The sequence below is a fragment of the Gynuella sunshinyii YC6258 genome (assembly GCF_000940805.1).
Lineage (GTDB): Bacteria > Pseudomonadota > Gammaproteobacteria > Pseudomonadales > Natronospirillaceae > Gynuella > Gynuella sunshinyii.
Genome location: NZ_CP007142.1, coordinates 4602618 through 4625190, shown reverse-complemented (window position 1 = coordinate 4625190; position 22573 = coordinate 4602618). Strand labels below are relative to the sequence as shown.

22 protein-coding genes are annotated in these 22573 nt (G+C 47.2%); 20 read left to right on the top strand and 2 right to left on the bottom strand.

The genetic code is table 11. The annotated features are described in order from the left end of the window. The first annotated feature begins 5 nt into the window (after positions 1 to 5). The 17 genes from YC6258_RS19245 (at position 6) to flhB (ending at position 16396) form a co-directional block, all read left to right on the top strand. Complete coding sequence (locus tag YC6258_RS19245) at positions 6 to 530, top strand: chemotaxis protein CheW (protein ID WP_044618363.1); 525 nt, start codon at positions 6 to 8, stop codon at positions 528 to 530. Positions 531 to 810: 280 nt separating this feature from the next. Continuing rightward, positions 811 to 3546, top strand: coding sequence for a methyl-accepting chemotaxis protein (locus YC6258_RS30385; RefSeq protein ID WP_082070813.1), 2736 nt, complete (start codon positions 811 to 813; stop codon positions 3544 to 3546). A 93-nt stretch (positions 3547 to 3639) separates the two neighbouring features. Then, entirely contained in the window at positions 3640 to 4476 is an 837-nt protein-coding gene (locus YC6258_RS19235) for a CheR family methyltransferase (RefSeq protein ID WP_044618362.1), read from the top strand. A 1-nt stretch (position 4477) separates the two neighbouring features. Then, the gene (gene cheD, locus YC6258_RS19230; RefSeq protein ID WP_044618361.1) at positions 4478 to 5134 is read left to right on the top strand and encodes a chemoreceptor glutamine deamidase CheD; all 657 of its coding nucleotides are present in this window, start codon (positions 4478 to 4480) and stop codon (positions 5132 to 5134) included. A gap of 14 nt (positions 5135 to 5148) precedes the next feature. Further along, a complete protein-coding gene (locus tag YC6258_RS19225; protein ID WP_144407698.1) occupies positions 5149 to 6189 on the top strand; it encodes a protein-glutamate methylesterase/protein-glutamine glutaminase in 1041 nt (346 codons plus the stop codon). A 298-nt stretch (positions 6190 to 6487) separates the two neighbouring features. Then, positions 6488 to 6793 (top strand): STAS domain-containing protein, encoded by a 306-nt coding sequence (locus YC6258_RS19220; RefSeq protein WP_044618360.1) that lies wholly within the window; start codon positions 6488 to 6490, stop codon positions 6791 to 6793. Between the two features lie 199 nt (positions 6794 to 6992). After that, a complete protein-coding gene (locus YC6258_RS19215; RefSeq protein ID WP_044618359.1) occupies positions 6993 to 8696 on the top strand; it encodes an ATP-binding SpoIIE family protein phosphatase in 1704 nt (567 codons plus the stop codon). A 128-nt stretch (positions 8697 to 8824) separates the two neighbouring features. After that, entirely contained in the window at positions 8825 to 9190 is a 366-nt protein-coding gene (locus YC6258_RS19210; protein WP_044618358.1) for an Hpt domain-containing protein, read from the top strand. Between the two features lie 102 nt (positions 9191 to 9292). Next, positions 9293 to 10714 (top strand): flagellar hook-length control protein FliK, encoded by a 1422-nt coding sequence (locus YC6258_RS19205; protein WP_044618357.1) that lies wholly within the window; start codon positions 9293 to 9295, stop codon positions 10712 to 10714. A gap of 195 nt (positions 10715 to 10909) precedes the next feature. Beyond that, positions 10910 to 11440, top strand: coding sequence for a flagellar basal body-associated FliL family protein (locus YC6258_RS19200; RefSeq protein ID WP_044618356.1), 531 nt, complete (start codon positions 10910 to 10912; stop codon positions 11438 to 11440). Positions 11441 to 11455: 15 nt separating this feature from the next. Continuing rightward, positions 11456 to 12481, top strand: a complete 1026-nt coding sequence (fliM, locus tag YC6258_RS19195) for a flagellar motor switch protein FliM (RefSeq protein WP_044618355.1) — start codon at positions 11456 to 11458, stop codon at positions 12479 to 12481. Next, entirely contained in the window at positions 12474 to 12944 is a 471-nt protein-coding gene (fliN, locus tag YC6258_RS19190; protein WP_044618354.1) for a flagellar motor switch protein FliN, read from the top strand. Before fliM ends, fliN begins: the two co-directional genes overlap by 8 nt. 109 nt (positions 12945 to 13053) lie before the next feature. Then, positions 13054 to 13428: a flagellar biosynthetic protein FliO gene (fliO, locus tag YC6258_RS19185; RefSeq protein WP_044618353.1), complete on the top strand. Its 375-nt coding sequence runs from the start codon at positions 13054 to 13056 to the stop codon at positions 13426 to 13428. A gap of 38 nt (positions 13429 to 13466) precedes the next feature. After that, complete coding sequence (gene fliP / locus YC6258_RS19180) at positions 13467 to 14180, top strand: flagellar type III secretion system pore protein FliP (RefSeq protein ID WP_044620213.1); 714 nt, start codon at positions 13467 to 13469, stop codon at positions 14178 to 14180. Positions 14181 to 14192: 12 nt separating this feature from the next. Beyond that, positions 14193 to 14462: a flagellar biosynthesis protein FliQ gene (gene fliQ, locus YC6258_RS19175; protein ID WP_044618352.1), complete on the top strand. Its 270-nt coding sequence runs from the start codon at positions 14193 to 14195 to the stop codon at positions 14460 to 14462. A gap of 6 nt (positions 14463 to 14468) precedes the next feature. Continuing rightward, positions 14469 to 15248 (top strand): flagellar biosynthetic protein FliR, encoded by a 780-nt coding sequence (fliR, locus tag YC6258_RS19170; protein WP_044618351.1) that lies wholly within the window; start codon positions 14469 to 14471, stop codon positions 15246 to 15248. An 11-nt stretch (positions 15249 to 15259) separates the two neighbouring features. Continuing rightward, on the top strand, positions 15260 to 16396 hold the full coding sequence (flhB, locus tag YC6258_RS19165) for a flagellar biosynthesis protein FlhB (RefSeq protein ID WP_044618350.1): 1137 nt from the start codon (positions 15260 to 15262) through the stop codon (positions 16394 to 16396). 197 nt (positions 16397 to 16593) lie between these two features. Here the strand turns inward: flhB and YC6258_RS19160 are convergent, their stop codons facing one another. Next, positions 16594 to 17475 carry a LysR family transcriptional regulator gene (locus tag YC6258_RS19160; RefSeq protein ID WP_052830415.1) on the bottom strand — a complete coding sequence of 294 codons (882 nt, stop codon included), beginning with the start codon at positions 17473 to 17475 and terminating at the stop codon, positions 16594 to 16596. Between the two features lie 99 nt (positions 17476 to 17574). Between YC6258_RS19160 and YC6258_RS19155 the strand changes: the two genes are divergently transcribed. Together YC6258_RS19155 and YC6258_RS19150 are read left to right on the top strand one after the other, a co-directional pair. Continuing rightward, positions 17575 to 18546 carry an aldo/keto reductase gene (locus tag YC6258_RS19155; RefSeq protein ID WP_044618349.1) on the top strand — a complete coding sequence of 324 codons (972 nt, stop codon included), beginning with the start codon at positions 17575 to 17577 and terminating at the stop codon, positions 18544 to 18546. A 305-nt stretch (positions 18547 to 18851) separates the two neighbouring features. Then, positions 18852 to 19268 carry a VOC family protein gene (locus YC6258_RS19150; protein WP_044618348.1) on the top strand — a complete coding sequence of 139 codons (417 nt, stop codon included), beginning with the start codon at positions 18852 to 18854 and terminating at the stop codon, positions 19266 to 19268. Between the two features lie 766 nt (positions 19269 to 20034). On the opposite strand, the gene YC6258_RS19145 is transcribed toward YC6258_RS19150, so the two are convergent. Beyond that, positions 20035 to 21000 (bottom strand): transposase, encoded by a 966-nt coding sequence (locus YC6258_RS19145; protein WP_044618347.1) that lies wholly within the window; start codon positions 20998 to 21000, stop codon positions 20035 to 20037. Between the two features lie 341 nt (positions 21001 to 21341). Between YC6258_RS19145 and YC6258_RS19140 the strand changes: the two genes are divergently transcribed. Then, positions 21342 to 22250, top strand: coding sequence for an NAD-dependent epimerase/dehydratase family protein (locus YC6258_RS19140; protein WP_044618346.1), 909 nt, complete (start codon positions 21342 to 21344; stop codon positions 22248 to 22250). Positions 22251 to 22573 lie beyond the last annotated feature (323 nt).

Here is a 22573-nt window from a genome sequence, read left to right as displayed (position 1 = left end):
AGGTTATGGCAGCAAATGAACAGGTGAAAGATTTTGCCGACAGAGGTTTGTCTGAATTTAATGATAACGCAGATCAGCTGGATCAGTATCTGACGTTTATTGTTGAAAAAGAAGAATATGGTGTCGATATTCTTAGTGTTCAGGAAATCAGAGGCTGGGACTCAGCGACATCTATCCCTAATGCACCGGCGTATCTGAAAGGGGTCATTAATCTGCGCGGTACGATTGTACCAATTGTCGATTTAAGAACCCGTTTTAACCTGCCCACCATTGAATATGGTCCGATGACGGTGGTGATTGTTTTAAAGCTCAGATTCAAAGATAAGGAACGTGTTGTCGGGGTAGTGGTCGATGCTGTTTCTGATGTGTACAGCATTCCGAAAGAGGACATAAAAGAATCACCGGAAATGGATGCAAATATCAGCAGTAACTTTATCAAGGGACTGGCGAATGTGAATGAGAAAATGATCATTCTGCTGGATCTGGCATTGCTGATGGAACCCGCCGAACTGGCCAAAATTGGTGTTTAAAATATTCTGTGACGATGGTGTAGCGATACCTGATATGGGATGGTTGTTACAGTGAGGATCATCGAACCGTTTTTATACGGTGATCTGATAGCAGGATGAACAGTTGCTGCGACTTTAACTGACAACAGATGGTTACAACCTTTGGTTTGCAGAGATGTTCCGGTCCTGACTTCATGATGCTGCTAGGGCTCCACTACAGGTGCAGCAGATGTCACACAGCTGTTGTTTTGATGAGTGAAATTGTCGGGTTCATGAATATAGCCCGGGGGAGACCATATCAATGAATGACACAATGATTGGTAAAACTTTTTTTGACCGTATCAACCTGCTAAAGAATCTGAGCGTGTTAACAAAACTCGCGCTATCCACAGGCATTTTTCTGTTGGTCATAGGGTTTGTTTCATATGAGTTATTAAAAAAATGGAACGAGGACGTTGACACCATTCGTTCAGAACTCGTTGGGGTTCAGTACATCGACCCGATCTATCAAATCATTCAACAGTTACAGATACACCGTGGGCAAAGCAATGCCTTTCTGAATGGCGCTCCGTTAGCTCGCGAAGCGGCAGAAACGGCCGCCCGCAAAGCTGACCAGTCATTAGTGAACCTGCTTACACTGATCGATCAGCAGAAAGATCCTGTGAACATTCGCCAGAATATTGTTGATTTGCAGGAATCGTGGCAGCGACTTAGCCAGAAATCTTTTCAGGGGCCAGCTGCAGATATTTTTGCTGAGCACAGCGATTTGATTGGCCGCTTTATTCGTACCATTGTGCTCATTTCAGACCGTTCCAGTCTGACTATGGATTCAGAATTTGATTCTCTTTACCTGGTCATTTCCGTGGCCTTTCGTAACCATTTTCTTGCCGAGGCACTTGGTAAAATCCGGGGAACCGGTACTGGTATGATTGCCTCCGGTAATCTCTCCAAAGCTAATCTGGTGAAGCTGGCTATGCTGGTGGGTACTGTCAATATCGGAGGCGTAGAAGATTCATTTGCCAATATCTATGCCGCTAATCCTGCCCTGAAAGACCAATTAGGTGCGACGACTGACTCAATGCTGGAGGCATCGCGCTCATTCATGGATTACACCATGGAGTTGGTCAACGAAAATATTACAGTGTCCAGTGATGAGTTTTTTCAGGCGGGTACCAAGGCTGTCAATCAGATTTTTACAAGCACACCCAAACTAACTGCAGCGCTAACCTCTCTGTTGCAGACCCGGCTGGATACTATGATGGTGTTGTGGACCAGGCTGGTATTTTCTCTGGTCATCGGTTTGTGTATTTCACTTTTGGTTTTGCTGGTAACGATTGTCGGCATCAATCGATCGCTCAAACAGGTGGTTGGAATTTTTGCTTTGATCGAAAAAGGTAAATATGACAATAAGTTTTTCGTCAGCAGCAAAGATGAGCTGGGTCAATTACAAAGTGCACTGCAGAGAATGCAGGCAACACTCAAAGATAATGTGGAGAAGCAACAACGAATATCCTCCGAGAATATACGTATCCGTCAGGCGCTTGACAACGTCTCAACCGGTGCCATGGTCGCGGATGACGACGCCAACATTGTATATATAAACCGTTCGGCGAAAAGGCTGATGATTGAAAATGAAGCCAAGATCAAGCGGGATCTGCCAAACTTTAATGGCAATGAATTGATTGGCAAAAACATTGATCTGTTCCATAAAAAACCGGCTCATCAACGTAATTTGCTGGCCGGATTAACTGGTTCATATGACACTGAGATTGGTATAAGTGGATTGACATTTGGTCTCACCGCCAGCCCGGTATTCGATGATCATGGCAACCGGATTGGCAGTGTTCTGGAATGGCGGGACCGCACCGTTGAAGTGGCTATTGAAAAAGAAATTGATCAGCTGATTGAAAGTGCCACCAACGGTGATTTAACTGTGCGAGTTGTTTTAGAGGGTAAAACAGGGTTTTATCGTAAACTGGCTGAAGGCTTGAACAGCTTGCTGGTTGTCTCCGAGGGGGTCGTAAACGAGACTGCCAGGATGTTTGAGTCCCTGGCCAGCGGTAATCTTCGTCAACGTATCAATACTGACTATAAAGGCACATTTAATAAACTTAAAAACGATGCCAATGCAACCGTCGATAAACTGACAGATGTACTATCCCGGATCAGTGATGCTGCTAACACAGTGTCTACTGCTGCTGATGAAATCGCGCATGGAAATATGGATCTCAGTCAGCGTACTGAAGAGCAGGCAAGTAGCCTTGAGGAAACCGCCTCAAGCATGGAGCAAATGACTGGAACGGTAAAACAGAGTGCTGAGCATGCTTATAACGTTAACATTGCTACCAATGAGGCCAAAAAGCAGGCACAGATCGGTGGTGGTATGGTTGAACAAACAATTTCCGCTATTTCCGAAATTAATCGCTCCAGTAAACAAATATCAGACATTATTACCGTCATTGATGATATTGCCTTTCAGACCAACCTGCTGGCATTGAATGCTGCTGTGGAAGCCGCTCGCGCTGGTGAACAGGGGCGCGGGTTTGCGGTCGTAGCCAGTGAAGTACGCAGTCTGGCACAGCGTTCAGCCAGTGCGGCCAAAGAGATCAAGGATCTGATCAGAGACAGCGTTGAGAAAGTGGAGCAGGGTACTGAACTGGTTAATGAATCCGGCAAGACTCTGTTGGAGATCGTCACGGCCATCGAAAAAGTCAGCAGTATGATCAATGACATCAGTAACAGCGCGCAGGAACAGACTGCGGGCATTGAACAGGTTAATCAGGCGGTATCGCAAATGGATACCATGACTCAGCAGAATGCTGCATTGGTGGAACAGGCGTCAGCAGCAGGACAAACCATGGCTGAGCAGGCTCGTAACATGATCAATCTTATTGAGTTTTTTCAAATCGAGAACAGTGCAACCGGTACGCAAGGTAAAAGACCGTTAAAAACGGTATCGGCAATGCCTTCCAGGAAAGCTGTTAACAAAAACCCGGTAAAAACCACGAAGTCATCGGATGAGTGGGAGGATTTTTAGCGGTATTTCGGCTGTGTTTTTACTCTGCGGATTTAATGATCACGGTGATTTGAATGCCGTAATGCGCCAGTTGTACAGAATGGATGAGACTCAATGACAACAGCGGAAGAGTTTAAATATCGACAACTGCCAATGACCGAAAATGATTTTCGGCTAATTGCCAGAGTCGCCTATCAGCTGACCGGTATTGTACTGGCTGATCATAAAAAAAACATGGTGTACTCCCGAATAGTCCGCCGGGTGAGAAAACTCGGATTACCGGATTTTAGAAGTTACTGTCAGATACTGGAAAACCCTGATGACGAAGAAATCAATGAATTTGTAAATGCGATTACCACGAATCTGACATCTTTTTTTCGCGAATCTCATCATTTCGAATCACTCCGGCAAAAAGTGATTCCACAATTGTTAACCAATCCGACCAAAAAAGTGCGTATCTGGTCCGCGGGTTGTTCAACCGGAGAGGAAGCCTATTCGATCGCTATTGTTTTGCATGAGTTCTTTAAGAATCGGCGGGAGTGGGACGTAAAAGTTCTGGCAACTGATTTGGATTCCAATGTCCTTGAAACCGGTCGTCAGGGAGTCTATGAGCGGGCGAGGGTTGAATCGTTATCGCAAGCGCAGATAGAAGCCAGTTTCATCATAGATAAACACCAGGAAACGGTGACAGTGAAGGATAATATCAAGCAGTATATTCGTTTTAACCGCCTGAATTTGCTTAATGAATGGCCCATGCAGGGGCATTTCGATGTCATTTTCTGTCGCAATGTCGTGATCTATTTTGACAAGGTAACTCAAAATAAATTGTTTCGCCGCTATGCAGATATTCTTAATCCTCAGGGCTATCTGTTTATAGGGCACTCTGAGCAATTGGGGGAAGCTGCAGCTTTGTTTTCCTATCAAGGGAAAACGGAATACAGGAAGAAATGATATGAATTCCGGCTTGACCACGCATCCTACTTATCAGCAACCACAATTGGTCAGGGGGTTTGAGCATATTCAACGTTATTGGGATAAACACCTGAATTGTTGGGCTGCCAAGATACTGCCGGGAGAGTTTTATGTCACCAAGGGCAAGGAAATGATTGCCACGGTCTTGGGGTCCTGTATCTCTGTCTGTATTCGTGATCCCAAGGCCGGAGTCGCGGGTATGAATCATTTTATGCTGCCTTCCAGTGGTGAGTTTTCAACTATAGACTGGGGATGCAGTTCGGTCTCAAGCGCTACCCGTTATGGCAACTGGGCCATGGAATACATGATTAACGCGATAATGAAAGAGGGGGGGCGTAAAGAGCGTTTTGAAGTTAAGGTATTTGGTGGAGGTCAGGTACTCGCCAATCTGACGGATATCGGTCAACGGAATATACTGTTTGTGTTGTCTTATTTGAAACAGGAAGGCCTGGAAACGAGCGCGGTGGATGTCGGCAACATCTATCCTCGCAAGGTGTTGTATATGGCCTGGGAAGGGAAGGTACGGGTTAAAAAACTGGCGAGCCAGCACAATCAGACTATTGTCAGGCGTGAACGGGATTATCTGGATCAAATTCGTCATCGCGATGAACAGTCTGATATTGAATTGTTCGAGTGACTGCTATGGAACCTATGAAAAAGATAACCATTCTGGTGGTGGATGACTCCGCCCTGATTCGAAAAATTCTGGTGGAAATATTTAATTCAGATGAACGTCTGGAAGTGGTGGGGACGGCAGCTGATCCATTGATTGCCCGCGATAAGATTAAGCAGCTTAATCCGGATGTACTGACTCTGGATATTGAAATGCCGCGCATGGATGGTTTGACATTTTTAAAAAACCTTATGCGTTTGCGTCCGATGCCGGTGGTTATGATTTCTACCTTGACCAATAAGGGCGCTAACATTACTTTGGATGCGCTGGAGATTGGGGCGGTGGACTATTTCGCCAAACCGGTCAATGATAACGGCCATCAGTTAGCGGCCTACAGTGCTGTATTGATTGAAAAAGTGGTGCAGGCTGCCGGCGCCAATGTACGCACATTTGACCCGAGCCGTTTTCAGCCGAGGCCTTATGAGGAACAGGCGGATATCGGTAAGCTGAAACCCGATACCTGGATTGCCATTGGTGCATCCACCGGTGGCACGGAAGCGATACGGGAGGTGATTCAGAATCTGCCGGCACAAATGCCTCCCATTGTGGTGACTCAGCACATACCGTATGAGTTTAGTGGGTCGTATGCAGAGCGGCTGAATCGATGTTGCTCTCTCGAAGTCCATCATGTGGTGGGAGGAGAATTGATTCAACCTGGCCATGTTTATCTGGCTCCTGGCAATGCGCACCTGCGTTTTGCCCGTAAGGGGGGGCGCTGGGTATGCCGGTTGGATGAGGGGGAGAGAGTCAATCGTCATAGACCATCGGTAGAAGTAATGTTTGACAGTGCCGGTGAAGCGATTGGGCGTGACCTGATTGCAGTGATGCTGACCGGGATGGGTGCCGATGGCGCTGAAGCCATGTTGCGACTGCGACAGCAGGGCTGTCGCACCATCGCCCAAAATGAAGAGAGCTCGGTGGTCTGGGGTATGCCTGGAGCTGCCGTGGCATTGGGAGCAGCAGTGGATATACTGCCACTTCAGAGTATTGGGCGTACGTTAATAAAATACAGTCACTGAGAATCGTAAGCGTGGTTTTAGGGAATCGAAATATTACTGCCAGAGGGGTGGCAGAATAACCCTGGATAGCTACACTTATCGATATGAAAAACAGGTGACTCCTGGTAGGTTGTTGATTTTCTAATGACGTTGTGAATACGGCGTTAAGAATCTTCTCAAAATGTTTGTTTATGATCTATAAACTGCATTTTCTTGATGATTTTGGTCATGTATTCATTGCCTAAGAAACAAAAATCAATAGCTGTATAGGCCTGTTGGAACATCAGGAACATTCAATACTGACTTTGAGGAATATTAAATGACCATTTCATCCACTCTTAACAGTGATGGCAATGAGTTGACGATTAAGATAAAGGGCAGATTTGATTTCAGCGCACACCAGGACTTTCGTCAGGTATATGAAAGTACTGAACCAACGGTGGAGTCATATATTGTAGATATGCGGGAAGCCTCATATCTGGACAGCTCTGCCCTGGGCATGCTGTTGCTGTTGCGTGATCATGCTGGTGGTGACAAAGCGCAGATCTCAATTGTCAATTGTAATCCTGACGTGAAAAAGATTCTGACTATTTCCAACTTTGGTCAGTTGTTTACTATCTGTTGAAAGCCGGTTTATAAAATTCCAGAGTGCCGCACTCTCCGCCCGGACGAGTGCGCTGTAGTCCTACAGTTATGTCAGTAGCCGTAAGGAAGGCAATACGTGTTAATAAGTCAATGCTGTCAAGGGCGCCGTAATTTTTCCTCCCTATTGCATCGTTCCAATCCAGAAATAACAGTCAATGTAGCCATAACAGGAGGTATACGTGTCGGAATACTATAAAATTCTGGTGGCTGATGATAACCATTCCGACCGACTGATTTTGTCCGCATTGCTCAAGAAGGAAGGACATAGTCCTATTCTGGCAGAAAACGGTCAGATGGCTGTTGAACTGTATCTTGAGCATCGTCCCGATATCGTACTAATGGACGCGCTAATGCCGGTCATGGATGGTTATGAGGCTACCTTGCGGATCAAGGAAATTGCTTATGCCGAATCGGAAATGGTGCCAATCATATTTCTCACTTCCTTGCAGGAAGCCGGGGCCTTGGCACGTTGTCTGGAAGCCGGTGCTGAAGACTTTCTGTCCAAACCCTATAATCGGGTAGTGTTGAAGGCCAAGCTCAAATCCTTTGGCCGTATGCGTGACATGCATTCGCGACTGCAGAAACATAATCGTCAATTGGTCATTGAGCAGCACGTGGCCAAAAATATTTTTGATAATGTCGTTCATCTGGGTTCATTGAACGCGGACAACGTCAACTACTCTCTGTCACCGCTGGCTATTTTTAATGGCGATACTGTGCTGGCTGAAAAAAAGCCCGGCGGTGGCATGCATCTGTTTCTGGGTGATTTCACCGGTCATGGATTACCTGCAGCTATCGGCGTGATGCCGCTGGCAGAGATTTTTTATGGTATGACCAACAAAGGCTATGCCATCGAGGAGATTCTCAAGGAAATCAACCGTAAGCTTCGTCGTATACTGCCCGTGGGTATTTTTTGTTGCGGCACTATGATTGAGCTGGACTACTTCGATGGCATTGCCCGTATCTGGGTTGGTGGCACTCCGGATGCCATGGTGTATTCCTGCGAAGACGACAGCATTCGTTCCATTCCTTCCAAAAACCTGCCGCTGGGGGTTGTGGATAATGAATCCATCCGGATTGCGATTGAGGAAGTGCCCATGAAAGTCGGCGACCGGATTTTCTGTTGGTCCGACGGTATTCATGAGAGCCGCGATATCACCGGTGAAATGTTTGGGGAACAGCGGATTAAAGACACGATCATTCGCAATACCGGTAAGGAGAATATTGTGGTTCCGTTGGTTGATGCGGTGGAGAATTTCATGGGGGAAGCCGAGCGGGATGATGATATCACCGTTCTCGAAGCCAAAATGATCGAATATCAGGAACAGGATACCTCTCAACCTCTGGCCCGGCCCAGTCATACCGTTGTTGGGCCACAGGATTGGACCATGGACTATCGGTTACAGGCACGCTCATTGGTGAATTACAACCCGTTACCCATGATTTTGCAGATTCTGACCGAGGTAGAGAGTCTCAGGTTCATGCGCGGGCAGCTATATACCCTGTTGGCGGAATTGTTTTCCAATGCCCTTGAGCATGGGCTGTTGCAGTTGAATTCCAGCCTCAAACAGGACCCGCAAGGATTCGTCCAGTATTACCATGAGCGTACCCGGCGATTGGAAAGCCTGCAGGAAGATGCCTATATACGGGTTTCCGCCTCCCACCAGCCATGGGATCAGGGAGGGGAGCTGACTATTCGAGTTGAGGACAGTGGTCCAGGGTTTGACTTCCAGGCTGTTATGGCGAGGAAGCGAAATAATCGTGAATACAGTGGTCGTGGGCTGCCGCTGTTGAACAAAATTTGTGATTCGCTGGAATATATGGATCGGGGCAACGTTGTCGTTGCCAAAATCATATGGCCAAGGACGAAACAAAAAACGTGAGACCTTGTTGTATCTGAGTGTAGAATTTATTTGTTTGTGTTGCTAACTGAACTACATATTCTCAGTTGCAGGTTATACTGATCAGATAGATAAGGTTTTTCAGAAAAAATGGTTCGGGGGCTAAATATATGCGTAATCTTGTGGAACATCTGGACATGTCGGTACTGGATGAACTCAAGGATATCATGGATGATGAGTTTGAATTTCTGCTTCAGACCTTTATTAAAGACAGTGCCATGCATCTTGAGCACATTGACCAGTTTGCTCAGCAGAAGGACAGTGATGAACTCAGGCGTTCAGCTCACAGCCTGAAAGGGTCGTCTGTAAATGTTGGTGCGACTCAGTTACATGACTTGTGTGCTGAGCTGGAAAAGGCTGCCAGTGATGAACTGTGGACACAGACGAGTGATCAGATTGAGCAGATTCAGCGTGAATACATGGCTGTCGTGGAGTGCCTGACAGAGCTGTTGCCTGGTCATAACCGCTCTGAGTGATTGCACACACCATATTGTGAGCCCGCCTTGGCCAAATTGGCCTGTGCCTTGCTCTTATGAACATCAAAGATCCGATTATAGATTGTTCAGGAAGAGTGCTATATGCAGTTATCCCCATTACCAACAGCTTCTGTCGCCAGCCATTCAAATACCGTAAATGCCTCTGGAGCTGCGTCAGATACGGATTCAGGTCTCGACTTCATGACGACCATGGCCGCTGAGCTGGGTCTGGAGCCAGATACTCCGGAATACAACCAATTCATGAATCAGGCCGATGATGCGGCAAATTTTCTCCGCTCCAGAGGTATGAGCTTTGCCGATGCCGGCGCGATTTTGGATTCTGATGTCATTACCGAAGCGCTGATTGGCCAGGAAAACGGCATGAATGACGAAGACGGTGATGACTTGGGTGAATCAGATGTGGTTGCTCTGTTTGCCGATTTCTTTCAGTTTTTGCAGCAGCAAAACTCCGATGGCATGGACGTGGATGATGGTTCTGAAGCACCTGCTATCAATACGGATGTGTCGCTTTTACCATCGGCAGACACCGACGCCGGAACAGAGGATGAGTTGACCGTCGCCGGAAGTGTTAATAGCGGTATACCGGTGCCGGATGTAGAGCCGGAGACCGGAGTCATAGTCGCAGAGGCAGAACTGAATGTGGATGACCCTGGGTCAACAGTTAGTCCGGTATTGACGGATGATTTGAAATCCGGGCAGGACAATCCTGAAACCGTTGCAGACGATGGGATTGAAATGGTCGGGGAAACCGGTGTTGATCCGGCGGACGCCGCTGCCATTGTTGAGACAGCCGCCGCTCCTGCCGCTCCTGTTGCTGCTGGTCAGAAGAATTCTGACCGTCAAGATTCCGTCATCGACGAGGGGCTGGAGATGGAGCCGCTGGATGCAGACGATGTTGCCAGCAGCGACGATTCCACCCAAAAGACCGTTAAGGTTCAGACCCAGTCTGACATCGACAAGATGAATACCTCGACCGACTCAACCCGAAAGAACTTTAATGATGCCGTGAACCTGGCCGGACAGAGAGAGCAGGCGCAGGTAAAACAGGATCAGGTACAAGTACAGCGATCCGTGGAAATTCCACTGAAGCAGCCAGTGACTCATTCTGAATGGGCAAATTCCGTGAATGATCGCATTATGATGATGGCCAACCGCCATATTCAGGTTGCCCATATACGGTTGGATCCACCGGATCTGGGAACGCTGGAGATCAAACTATCGGTTAACCATGATCAGCAGGCTCAGGTGGCGATTGTGACGCAGCATGCCCAGGTGAAAGAGTTATTGGACGCCAGTATGGCGCGTCTGCGCACGATGTTACAGGAACAGAATATTGAGCTGGTGGATGCTCAGGTGTCGGATCAGAGCAGTCAGGGGCAGTTCAGTGGTGAACAGCATTCGCAGCGCGGATACGCCGGTGGGGAACTGGACGGTGACGAAGAGGAACTGATGCCGCAGGCAACAGCAATGGTCAGTCAGACCCTGTTGGATCACTATGTTTGAGTGATTCATAGTCGGCACGACCACCCGTAATGGATGGCACAGGGCTTGCTGTATCCGGTCTGTTACATCAGTTAACAGAGAAAAGTGCCAGAAAACAGTCACTTGTAATCAGAGTGCCTATAATTACTGCAATGGCGAGAACTGCAATCGGGATTGCAGGCATATTCGGAACAGCATAGAGATTGGGAACAAAACATGGCTGATGCAGATACAGAAATTACTGCAAATGAAGAAGCACCAAAGAAATCAAAGCTTAAGTTAATCATTATTGTAGTGGTGGCGCTTTTGCTGTTGGCCGGTATCGGCGGTGCGGTCTGGTTCTTTTTTCTGTCCAGCCCGAAATCGGAAGTGGATGACGTCACAGAGCTGCCGCTGGAGGAGCAGGTGGTCACGCCGGCGGCCGGAGTGGCAATATACCTGTCCCTTGGGCCGGAGTTCATTACCAGTTATTCCACCCAGGGTGGGCGACAGCGATATCTGCAGACCGAGCTCAGTGTGCTGGCGCGTGATCAGGAGACTCTGGACAGCATATCGACACAGCTGCCGTTGATTCGTAATAACCTCCTGGATCTGCTCTCGCAACAGAACTATGACGATTTGCGGACGAATGAGGGGCGGGAAGCGCTGGCGAACAAACTGACCCAGGCGGTTCAGGAAGTGTTGCTTGCATCCATGGGGCGGCCAGGTATTGAACGGGTGCTGTATCGCTCGTTCGTGCTGCAATAATACGGAGACACTGTCGTGCAGGACTTATTATCCCAAGACGAAATTGATGCCCTGTTACATGGTATTGATGACGGAGCGGTCGAAGAAGAGGAAACGCTTGATATTGATGGCGTCAAGCCCTACGACATTACCAGCCAGGACCGTATTGTTCGTGGCCGGATGCCGACGCTGGAAATGATTAATGAACGTTTTGCCCGTTATACCCGTATCAGTATGTTCAATTTTCTGCGTCGCAGTGCCGATGTTGCCAGCGGTGGGATACAAATTCTGAAGTTTGGTGAGTACATACATACTCTCTATGTGCCGACCAGTCTGAACCTGGTTAAGGTTCGCCCCCTGCGGGGCACGGCGCTGTTTATTCTTGACGCCAAACTGGTGTTCAAGCTGGTGGACAACTTTTTTGGCGGTGATGGCCGCCACGCCAAGATCGAAGGACGGGAATTTACCCCCACAGAAATCCGGGTGGTGCAGATGGTGCTGTCTCAGATTTTCATCGATATGAAAGAGGCCTGGGGCGCGGTCATGGACGTGGATTTTGAATACGTCTCCAGTGAAGTCAATCCAGCGATGGCCAATATTGTCAGTCCATCAGAAGTGGTGGTGGTCAGTACTTTTCACGTAGAACTCGATGGTGGCGGAGGTGACCTTCATATCACCATGCCGTATTCCATGATAGAACCGGTCCGCGAAGTGTTGGATGCCGGTGTGCAATCGGATGTCGATGAAGTCGATGAGCGCTGGATTCAGTCGCTGCAGAAAGACATTCTGGACGCCAAAGTGCCGATCAATTCCACGGTGGTTGAACGTGAAATCAAGTTACGCGATCTGGTGGATCTCGCCCCAGGCGATATTATTCCAATTGAGCTGCCCAAAACCTGTGTGGTACGAGCGAACAATGTACCGATTTATCACGCGGTTCTGGGACAGTCGAGAGAATTTCTGGCATTAAAAATGGATCGTCCGGTACATAGATTGAAAGCAGACAACAATGCACTGGCATTACAAATTCGAGGCATAAAACAAGGGGTCGAAAATGGCTGATGATCAAAAACCGGATAACGATATAGACGTTGACGCGCTGGTTGATGAGGTATCGTCACAATCCGATGATGCCGCGCTGGCGGATGAGTGGGCAGCGGCCATGGAAGAAGCCGGAGAAACCGGAAGCGACGATGACGAAGATGAAGCGCAGAAAGCCCCGTTGGAAGAGTTGAGGGAAGAAAACGCTGGTAATGGTATCAACTCGCCAGACCTTGACGTGATCCTGGATATTCCAGTGACCATCTCTATGGAAGTTGGTAATACCATGATTCCCATTCGCAATCTGCTGCAACTTAATCAGGGCTCAGTGATAGAGCTGGACCGATTGGCCGGTGAACCACTTGATGTACTGGTCAACGGCACCTTGATTGCCCATGGCGAAGTGGTCATGGTGAACGAAAAATTTGGTATCCGCCTGACCGATGTCGTGAGTCAGCAGGAACGGATCAGCCGTCTGAGATGATTCGGCCTGTGTCCCTTGGTCAGATGAGGTGAGCCGGGGTTATCGTCTTCAGATAATCCCGGTAACATGATCACTGTTAACGACAGCGCCTCAGATAAAAGGTTAAATCATGAACACCACTGCTCCAGCAATTGATCTTTCCGGCATGGCCATCGCGTTGATTTTTATAATTGGCCTTATCTTTGCGTGTGCCTGGTTTGTGCGACGGATTAGTGGCGGTGTCAGTTTTAACAACCGACAAATTAAGATTATTACCGCAGTATCCCTGGGAACCAAAGAAAAGTTGATATTGATTGAGGCAGGCGGCAAACAGATGCTGCTCGGTGTTACCCAGCATCAGATCAACCTGCTCAAAGAATTTGATGAACCCCTGGATACATCGGCTTCAGAAGCCGGCACTCCCACTTTTTCGGACAGACTGAAACAGGTTTTAAAAGGTTCGGATCAGTGGAAAAACACCAGCGACGATACATTCAAGGATTAAAAAGCCCTCTGCTTTTTGGCCTATCCATATTGTTTTTAATGCTGCCCGTATTTGCCCGGGCGGCTGATCCATTGGGAATTCCCGCCATCACCTATACCCAGGATGCTCAGGGTAATGGTCAATATACCGTCAGTATTCAAATATTGGCGATCATGACCATGCTGACTTTCATCCCGGCGGTACTCATGCTCATGACCTCGTTCACCCGGATTATTGTGGTCTTTGCCATCCTTCGGCAGGCACTTGGTCTGCAGCAAACACCGTCGAATCAGATCCTTATCGGCCTGGCGCTGTTTCTGACATTTTTCATCATGTCGCCGGTGCTGGACGAAGTGAACCGGACCGCTCTGCAACCTTATTTGAATGAAGATATTCAGCCGTTGGAAGCATTGAACCGGGCGGTCGTGCCATTTCGTGAGTTTATGTTGAAACAGACCCGCGAAGACGACCTCAATATGTTTATCCGCATTGCCGGGCAGGAAGGCAGTTATACCGATCCCAGTCAGGTGCCATTGAATATACTCATGCCGTCATTCGTTACATCTGAATTGAAGACCGCTTTTCAGATTGGCTTCTTGTTGTTCATTCCGTTTTTGATCATAGACCTGATTGTGGCGTCAGTGTTGATGGCCATGGGGATGATGATGTTGTCCCCGATCATCATCTCGCTGCCATTCAAAATCATGATGTTTGTGCTGGTGGACGGCTGGGCCATGATCATGGGATCACTGGCATCCAGTTTCGGGACCTAGCAGGAGACTTTTATGGACGTTAACTATATTGGTGATCTGTTTCAGGAAGCTTTCTGGATTGTACTGATTGTTGTATTGGTGCTGATTACGCCAAGTCTGCTGGTGGGCCTGGTGGTGTCAACTTTTCAGGCAGCCACTCAGATTAACGAACAGACGCTCAGTTTTCTGCCGCGCCTGATCGTAACCATACTGATGATCATTTTTGCCGGTGCCTGGGTAGTTGATAAGGTCGTCAGCTATTTCAACGGAATTTTGACAGACTTGCCGTTTATTATTGGATAACCCGGAATGATTGAAATTACCGACGCGCAAATATCCAGCTGGGTCAGTCATATCCTCTGGCCATTTTTCCGGATAACCGCTTTTTTCATGATTGTTCCGCTGTTTGGGTCACGGCTGGTGCCGGTGCCGATCAGAATACTGCTGAGCCTTATTACCACATTAATGTTGTATCCTGTACTGCCCAAAATGCCGGATATCGAAGCGCTGGCGCTGACCAACATCGTTATCATTGCCCACCAGTTTGTCATCGGTTTTGCGCTTGGATTTCTGGCGTTGACCTTGTTTCAGGTGTTTATTTTGGCCGGCCAGACCATTGCCATGCAGATGGGACTCGGATATGCCTCCATGGTCGATCCGGCCAATGGAGTGTCCGTTACTGTTCTGTCGCAGTGGTTTCTGACTATCGTGACACTGATATTCGTTTCCATGAATGGCCATCTGGTGGTGTTCGAAGTCCTGGTAGAGAGCTTCTACACGCTACCGGTAGGGCAGGGATTTATTTCTGAGCAGGGTGCCTTTGAGCTGGCCCAGTGGGGAGGCTGGATGTTTGCCTCCGCCATTTCCATTGCACTACCGGCGGTGGCGTCTTTGCTGCTGGTTAACCTGTCTTTTGGCATCATGGCCCGTACCGCGCCGGCGATGAACATTTTTTCGCTAGGCTTTCCGGTGACCATGGTGGTGGGACTGTTTGTGCTTTGGCTCAGTTTTTCCGGGGTGTTGTCGGTGATTCGGACACACATGCTCGAATTGACAGACATGATGAAAAATATCGTATTTATTCCATAGGTATCTGAGTAATGGCAGAAGACGATTCCGGTCAGGACAAGTCAGAAGAACCCACGACGCGAAAACTTGAAAAAGCGCGGGAAGAAGGGCAACTGCCGCGATCCCGCGAACTGGCGACAGCGATTGTCTTGATCGCCAGTGGCATTGCATTGCTGGTTTTTGGCGCGCAGGTCTCCACAAAAGTGCTTGAAATAGCACGCTTTAATTTTTCGTTCGATAAACAGGCTGCGTTTGATCCCAACATGCTGTTTGCCCATTTCGAACGTTCCATTGCTGATGGTTTCATCGTACTGATACCTATTTTTGCCATCCTTTTGCTGGCGGCTGTCCTGGGGTCGACTTTATTAAGTGGCTGGAACTTTTCCTCCAAAGTACTGGCGCCGAAATTTGATCGTCTTAATCCATTGAGTGGTCTTAAGCGCATGTTCAGCGTTAACTCACTGGTGGAGCTACTGAAAGGGTGGGCCAAAGTCCTGATTGTTGCGACGGGGGCAGCCCTTGTAGTGACCTTGAAAGTGGAAGATATCCGCAGCCTGTTGTTTGAAAGTGTCGGGGAGGGGGTACACCACCTGGCTCTGATCATCCTTTGGTCATTCATCCTGATATCCTGCGCTACACTGCTGATTGCATTAATTGACGTACCTTTTCAGATTCGCTCACACATGAAAAAAATGCGCATGACTTTGCAGGAGATTAAAGACGAGTACAAAAACACCGAAGGGAAACCAGAGGTAAAAGCCCGGATCCGTCGTATGCAGCGGGAAATGAGCCAGCGCAAAATGATGAGCAATGTTCCGGATGCTGATGTGGTCATCACCAACCCCGACCACTTTGCAGTGGCATTGAAATACAAACCCAAAGAAAATGCCGCGCCGATACTGCTGGCCAAGGGCGCTGATTTGATGGCCGAGAAAATCAAGGAAATTGCCAAGGAGCACAAAATCCCGATTATCACCATTCCACCGCTGGCTCGATCCATCTACCACTTCACCAAGATTGATCAGGAAATTCCGGAAGGTCTTTACCTGGCAGTGGCACAAATACTCGCTTACGTTTATCAGTTGAACCAATGGCGCAAAGGCTACGCCCCCAAACCGGAAAAACGCCCCGACGTTCAAGTGCCCGAAGACTTACGCTGGGATGGTTAACCGCCATCCAGCCTGATTGATAAAAAATAGACAATGGACACCCATCTTCATTTATAAGGGACACTGATGTGGGGGAAGTAGGACACCCACTTAAATATATATAGGGGACACCCACAGATATAAGGAACACCCACGAATACGTTGATCTCAACAGTGCCGTTAAGGTGTTTGAATTCAGTCTGGTCGTATCGGCGGTTTTACTCGATCAGTTGAGGGATCGTCTCGAGCATGTGTTCAACGAGTTTCTGAACTCTGAGCAGCCGATACCGCCCGGGTGGGTACAGAATATGGCATTGCAGCGTTTTTTCTGTCCACTCCGGTAATACTGAGATGAGTTGTCCTGATGTGATAAACGGTTCAACGTAAATCGATGGCAGGCGGGTAATGCCATGGCCGTTCAACGCCGCATTCAACATGACCTTGCCATTGCCACAATGCAATACCGGGTATGGTGTCAAAGTCTCTTTCTGACGACCTTTAATGAATTCCCATTGGCTGATGGTTCCGGTGATCAGGCGATGGGAGTTCAATTCCTGAGGGCGATGAGGTTCAGTAAACGTTTCTAAATAGTCTGGGCTCGCAACCAGCAGTAATCGGTAACTCAATAATCGTCTGGCAATGAGCGTTGAATCTTTCAATTCACCTAACCGAACCGCCAGATCGTAATCACCAGACAGGAGATCGACATTCTGTGAGCTGAAGTTCAATTCAATCTCAACTTTGGGATGCGATGTCATGAACTGATAGATTGCCGGCGCGATAAGCTCCTCACCCATAATGCCGCCAATGGACGCAATTCGAATGAGCCCACTGAGTTGAGTCTGTTCAGTTAATAGCTGGTCTTCGGCTTCCTGTATTTGCGCGAAGGCTGCGTTACAACGACCGATAAACTCTTTTCCGGCCGGTGTCAGGGAGACCTTTCTGGTGGTGCGTAATACCAGTTGAATGTCATAACTGTCCTCCAGCAGCTTTACCTGTTCACTCAGATAAGCTTTCGAGCACTCCAGGGCATTGGCTGCGGCGGTATAGCTGCCATATTTTGCGACAGCGGAAAGAGCGGCTATAGCTTTAATATTCACTGTTCGTATTTCCAAACAATTAGTTCTTAGGTGGCGTATTTATTAAAAATAACCCGAACCCTACACTGGTGTCACTTATCAACAACGAGGGGTATAGACATGCAAATGACACGACGCATGGGAGATTGGGATGTAAGTGCTTTAGGCCTGGGCTGTTGGGCTATTGGTGGGCCATTTTGGGCTGGCACCGAGCCTAAAGGGTGGGGGGATGTAGATGACGATGAATCGATCAGAGCCATTCATGCCGGCCTGGAGGCCGGAATCAATTTTTTTGATACCGCCGATGTATACGGAGCCGGTCACAGTGAACGTTTGCTAGGGAAGGCTATTGCCCAACATCGAAGTAAAATTATTATTGCCTCTAAGTTTGGCAATACATTTGATGAACCCAGCCGGCAAATGCTTGGTCAGAATGCTGAGCCTGCATACATAGAAAATGCAGTTGAAGCGAGCTTAAAACGCTTGAATACGGACTACATCGATTTACTTTGGTTTCATCTTAATGATTATCCTGCTGAACAGGCATATCAGGTTGCGGAGGCATTGGAGTCGCTGGTTACCAAAGGCAAGATTCTGAAATTTGGCTGGAGCACTGATTTTCCGGCTCGTGCAGAAGTGTTTGCCGGTTTTCCCAATTGCATTGGTTATGAGTTTGAATTCAATGTCCTCACACCCAGCTCAATGATGTCATTTTGTGAGCAAAAGCAACTTGCAGCAGTTATCCGTGGGCCACTGGCTATGGGGTTATTGAGTGGCAAGTATGATGACACCAGCCAAATCAGCGTAAAAGATGTTCGTAGTGTCAATCCTGATTGGATGGGTTACTTCAGGGATGGCAAACCAAAACCCGAATTGTTGCAGAAATTTGATGCATTAAGGTCCATTTTAACCAGTCACAACCGTACTCCTGTCCAGGGCGCGTTGGCATGGTTATGGAAACGGAGTGAATTAACGATCCCCATTCCCGGCTTTCGCAGTGTGCAACAGGTTAACGAGCTGGCCGGTGCGATGGAAGCTGGCCCGCTTACGGATGATCAGATGACTGCGGTTGATGAGATTCTGGCGGATTAACAGCACAGGATTCTGCCGGGTCTGTTCAACAGGATGAGTCTGGTCCCGGTACGACGCAAATTAGCGTAGCAGCAAAACATATACTGACGTTCCTGCGAATAACCATTGGCCTGGACTCTGTTCCCATATTGACCTGTCATTGAATCCACACAACTCAAATATATAAAAATATAATGGAGTACCTTGTATTTCTGGAGGAAAACCATGAAACAAAATATCGTCCATATCGCACTACATATATGAGGGACACTCATCTGATAGGAAATATCCAGGACACCCATTTCGCAAAATTTATGAGACACCCAATGAAACAAAGCATCGTACATATTGCGTTAGTTGTTAAAGATTATGATGAAGCGATCGATTTTTATGTGAACAAATTGAAATTCGAACTCATCACTGATGAATATCAGCCGGAACAGGATAAGCGTTGGGTGGTCGTTGCTCCACCGGGCTCACACGGTGCCACGTTATTGCTGGCACGGGCATCTAAGCCGGAGCAGCATGACTTTATCGGTAATCAGAGCGGAGGGCGGGTATTTCTGTTTCTGAATTCCGATGATTTCTGGCGGGACTATACCTATATGACATCCATCGGCATTAACTTTATCCGCAATCCTGAGGAACGGGAGTATGGAACGGTGGCAGTCTTTGAGGATCTGTATGGAAATCTGTGGGATCTGTTGCAGTTAAAGTCTGATCATCCTATGTCAAAACGTTAAGGTTTAAGGCTGGTACAGACACAGCGTTCAATGGGTATGGAACATTGGTTGCTGTTTGCATGTGGATTGAATGGCGGATATCTGTGTATCCGGTTAGTTAACCAGAGCGGTATTCGGAGCCAAGTTCGAGTCGATAATCCTTTTCAAACTCCATTGTGGCGGCGCAGAGTTTAGGTGTTTTTGGGTTCTGTTCATTACTGACTCCACAAATGTGGCTAATTTTCCTTGATGGTTTTATGGCTCAGCATCTGCAATGGCTAATGTCTATTTTTGAAAACCATAAGCTTTTGTGATGTTGATTCGTTTACGTGATTGCGACTATGTTTGATCTATTCACTAATAAAAAGTGGCTTTATGAGAACAGCAGAGCCCTGGCGATTACAGATTTCTAAGTGCAGAAATCACGGATAATGGTGATCTGGTCTTTAGAGGACAGGATTTGGGTGATGAGTGGAAGCTGCTTTCGGTTGTTCAAAGTATGAACGGTGTTGGACTGTTCTGAAGCAAGATATTCCCTCGCTTCAAATGGCATCGGTGGGAAAGATGGTGTGCATGTTCAATTGCAGCATAATTTCAGTGATGAACAATCAGCTACGCTATATGACTTTATACAAGCTCACGAAATACCGTTCGAGTCATAGAGTAGCCTCGGCGATTAATGCAATTTAAAACGAGAAGATAGACTACGACTTAAGGGGCCGTGAAAAATGTGGAGGTTGCCTTGAAATCTTGAGTATTGGGTCTGTTTGATTTTCGTGTCAATTGATTAACCCGCCAACAAATTGGGCGGCATTCGATTCAGATTGAAGCAGTCTTTGATTCTTTCAAACGATGACTTTTGGCCGGCAAAACATTTGAACTGTTTTTCAAAACGTTGGGTCAAACGATGCCATTGCACCTCCGAGATATCCAGACGTGTAAGTATCGGTGGTTGTTGGTTATCAATGAATCCCGGTTTGTCTTCCCGCATGGCTCGTCCGGTCCAATCCACCAGTTCCAGATAATCTTTGAACGGAAAAGGTATGCCTTCCGGCATCTCTTGTTTGATGTGACCGATAAATGGCATGAGCTCACTCGGTTGTTGACGGTTGTTCTGGATGGACTGGATACGTCTGTAAATTGAGGTGTGCTTTGAGGTTTCAGGAGTGGAAGCGATGTTAGCGCGGACGGGATTGAGGTCGACATAGGCCATGCAGGCCATGAGTGCTTTTTCGTCCAATAATGCCTGGGATTTAAACCGGCCTTCCCAAAAACGGCCGGTACACTGATCTTCCTGATTAGCTCGGCGGGCAATTCCTTCGTTTAACACCGCCATGAAACGACTGATGGAGGTTAATGTTTCGCGCCATTGTTCGACCAATGTCATTAATATTTTCTCTTCAGCCGGAGAGAAACGATCACCGTTAAGGTAACGATGACTCAAGGGAACGCCTTTGTAGAGACGATGCCAGCGGGTAATAACCTCTTCCATCGACCATTGTTCGCTTTGCCTGAGATTAACATGGAGCACTACATGCACGTGGTTGGTCATGACGGCATAGGCACAGATATCAATGGCGAAAATCTCACTCAGCCATAACAAGCGGTCTTCGACCCATTGACGGCGATGTTCGTAACTGGTTTGAGTGAGAGGATCGAAACCACAGAGAAAGGCCCGCCGGACACAACGGGAGATACAATGATAGTACGGGGTGGCATCGAGTGATATTTGCGACTTCCTTGATCGGGCCATGGCAGTATCCTGATAAATATACAGTATCGAATAATGCCAGTTGTTAAAAAACGAAGCAAGGATTTGATTCGTATGTTTGGAAAGAGGAAAAAGTGAGTGTCCTTCGAAAAATCAAATTACACATGGGTGTCCCATTGAGGAGATATGAAATGCCATCTTTGACTTTTATAATCGGTTTTTACGTCAATGTGTTGTACTGAAAACAGGTGTTCGATAGTTTGAGGTTATGGCTTTTTAATTCTTCATGGACATGGATCTTGGCAAGATTAATGTCGACAGATCCTCAAAAAAGATGAAGTATATTCCTTTGACAAGTAAGCCAATCGGATTGAGGTAAATATATGAATCCCAAGCGAATTTTATTTACAGGCGGATCAGGTAAGGCCGGGAAGTATGTCATTGCATATCTTCTTGAAAAAGGTCATCGAGTGCTGAATGTCGACTTGGTGGCCCTTGATCTCCCAGGCGTGGATAACTTAATTGCTGATATCACAGATTCGGGGCAAGTGTTTAACGCTTTGACCTCTTACGCCGGTTTTGACGAGCTTGAGCCTGGTAATGGTGTACCAGCGTTTGATGCAGTGGTGCATTTTGCTGCTATTCCCCGTATTTTAATTAATCCTGATAACGAAACGTTTCGGGTCAATACCATGGGCACTTACAATGTGATCGAAGCGGCTGTTAAGCTTGGCATCAAGAAAGTGATTGTTGCGTCATCAGAGACGACTTATGGTGTTTGTTTTTCTGATGGAAAAACCAATCCGCATTCATTGCCATTAGAAGAGGATTATGATGTCGATCCTATGGATAGCTATGGGTTATCTAAAGTGGTGAATGAGAAAACGGCCCGCAGTTTCCAGCGTCGTTCGGGGTTTGATATTTATGCGCTTCGTATTGGTAATGTTATTGAGCCTCATGAATACGCCGAGCGTTTTCCAAATTATTTTAAATATCCCGAAGTGCGTCGAAGAAATGCTTTTTGTTATATTGATGCCCGTGATCTGGGGCAGATTGTGGATTTATGCTTGCAAAAGGATGGTTTGGGATTTCAGGTGTTTAATGCTGGAAATGATCACAATGGAGCAATTATCCCTACTAAAGAGTTAGCAGAACGCTTTTTTCCGGGTGTGCCATTTACGAGGGAAATGGGAGAGCACGAGGCGTTGTTTTCAAATCGCAAGATACGTGAGGTTCTGGGGTTTAAAGAACAGCATAATTGGCGTAAATATGTAAGCGCTTCAAAAGGGTGAAACTCACAGTAACTTAACAAACATGGTTTCTGAATATAGAAGCCGTTTTTTTTAGACAATAATTTTGTGCCTATTTGAGTTATAAAATAAAGGGACACCCACTGTAAGAATAAAGGGACACCCACTTAAACCAGTGGTAATTTCCTGAAAAGTTTCATAACGGCTATTGTGTTGGTTGGTCTCTGCCAATTTGGGAGAATTCGGTATGTATGGGGACACCAGAATAAAGGGACACCCACAGAATAAAGGGACACCCACTCAAACCAGTGGTAATTTCCTGAAAAGTTTCATAACGGCTATTGTGTTGGTTGGTCTCTGCCAAT

Excerpts from the sequence above, each read along its gene's own strand:
- YC6258_RS19245 (WP_044618363.1), top strand. The coding sequence starts at position 6 with ATGGCAGCAAATGAACAGGTGAAAGATTTTGCCGACAGAGGTTTGTCT.
- YC6258_RS30385 (WP_082070813.1), top strand. The coding sequence starts at position 811 with ATGAATGACACAATGATTGGTAAAACTTTTTTTGACCGTATCAACCTG.
- YC6258_RS19235 (WP_044618362.1), top strand. The coding sequence starts at position 3,640 with ATGACAACAGCGGAAGAGTTTAAATATCGACAACTGCCAATGACCGAA.
- cheD (WP_044618361.1), top strand. The coding sequence starts at position 4,478 with ATGAATTCCGGCTTGACCACGCATCCTACTTATCAGCAACCACAATTG.
- YC6258_RS19225 (WP_144407698.1), top strand. The coding sequence starts at position 5,149 with ATGAAAAAGATAACCATTCTGGTGGTGGATGACTCCGCCCTGATTCGA.
- YC6258_RS19220 (WP_044618360.1), top strand. The coding sequence starts at position 6,488 with ATGACCATTTCATCCACTCTTAACAGTGATGGCAATGAGTTGACGATT.
- YC6258_RS19210 (WP_044618358.1), top strand. The coding sequence starts at position 8,825 with ATGCGTAATCTTGTGGAACATCTGGACATGTCGGTACTGGATGAACTC.
- YC6258_RS19205 (WP_044618357.1), top strand. The coding sequence starts at position 9,293 with ATGCAGTTATCCCCATTACCAACAGCTTCTGTCGCCAGCCATTCAAAT.
- YC6258_RS19200 (WP_044618356.1), top strand. The coding sequence starts at position 10,910 with ATGGCTGATGCAGATACAGAAATTACTGCAAATGAAGAAGCACCAAAG.
- fliN (WP_044618354.1), top strand. The coding sequence starts at position 12,474 with ATGGCTGATGATCAAAAACCGGATAACGATATAGACGTTGACGCGCTG.
- fliO (WP_044618353.1), top strand. The coding sequence starts at position 13,054 with ATGAACACCACTGCTCCAGCAATTGATCTTTCCGGCATGGCCATCGCG.
- fliP (WP_044620213.1), top strand. The coding sequence starts at position 13,467 with ATGCTGCCCGTATTTGCCCGGGCGGCTGATCCATTGGGAATTCCCGCC.
- fliQ (WP_044618352.1), top strand. The coding sequence starts at position 14,193 with ATGGACGTTAACTATATTGGTGATCTGTTTCAGGAAGCTTTCTGGATT.
- fliR (WP_044618351.1), top strand. The coding sequence starts at position 14,469 with ATGATTGAAATTACCGACGCGCAAATATCCAGCTGGGTCAGTCATATC.
- flhB (WP_044618350.1), top strand. The coding sequence starts at position 15,260 with ATGGCAGAAGACGATTCCGGTCAGGACAAGTCAGAAGAACCCACGACG.
- YC6258_RS19155 (WP_044618349.1), top strand. The coding sequence starts at position 17,575 with ATGCAAATGACACGACGCATGGGAGATTGGGATGTAAGTGCTTTAGGC.
- YC6258_RS19150 (WP_044618348.1), top strand. The coding sequence starts at position 18,852 with ATGAAACAAAGCATCGTACATATTGCGTTAGTTGTTAAAGATTATGAT.
- YC6258_RS19145 (WP_044618347.1), bottom strand. The coding sequence starts at position 21,000 with ATGGCCCGATCAAGGAAGTCGCAAATATCACTCGATGCCACCCCGTAC.
- YC6258_RS19140 (WP_044618346.1), top strand. The coding sequence starts at position 21,342 with ATGAATCCCAAGCGAATTTTATTTACAGGCGGATCAGGTAAGGCCGGG.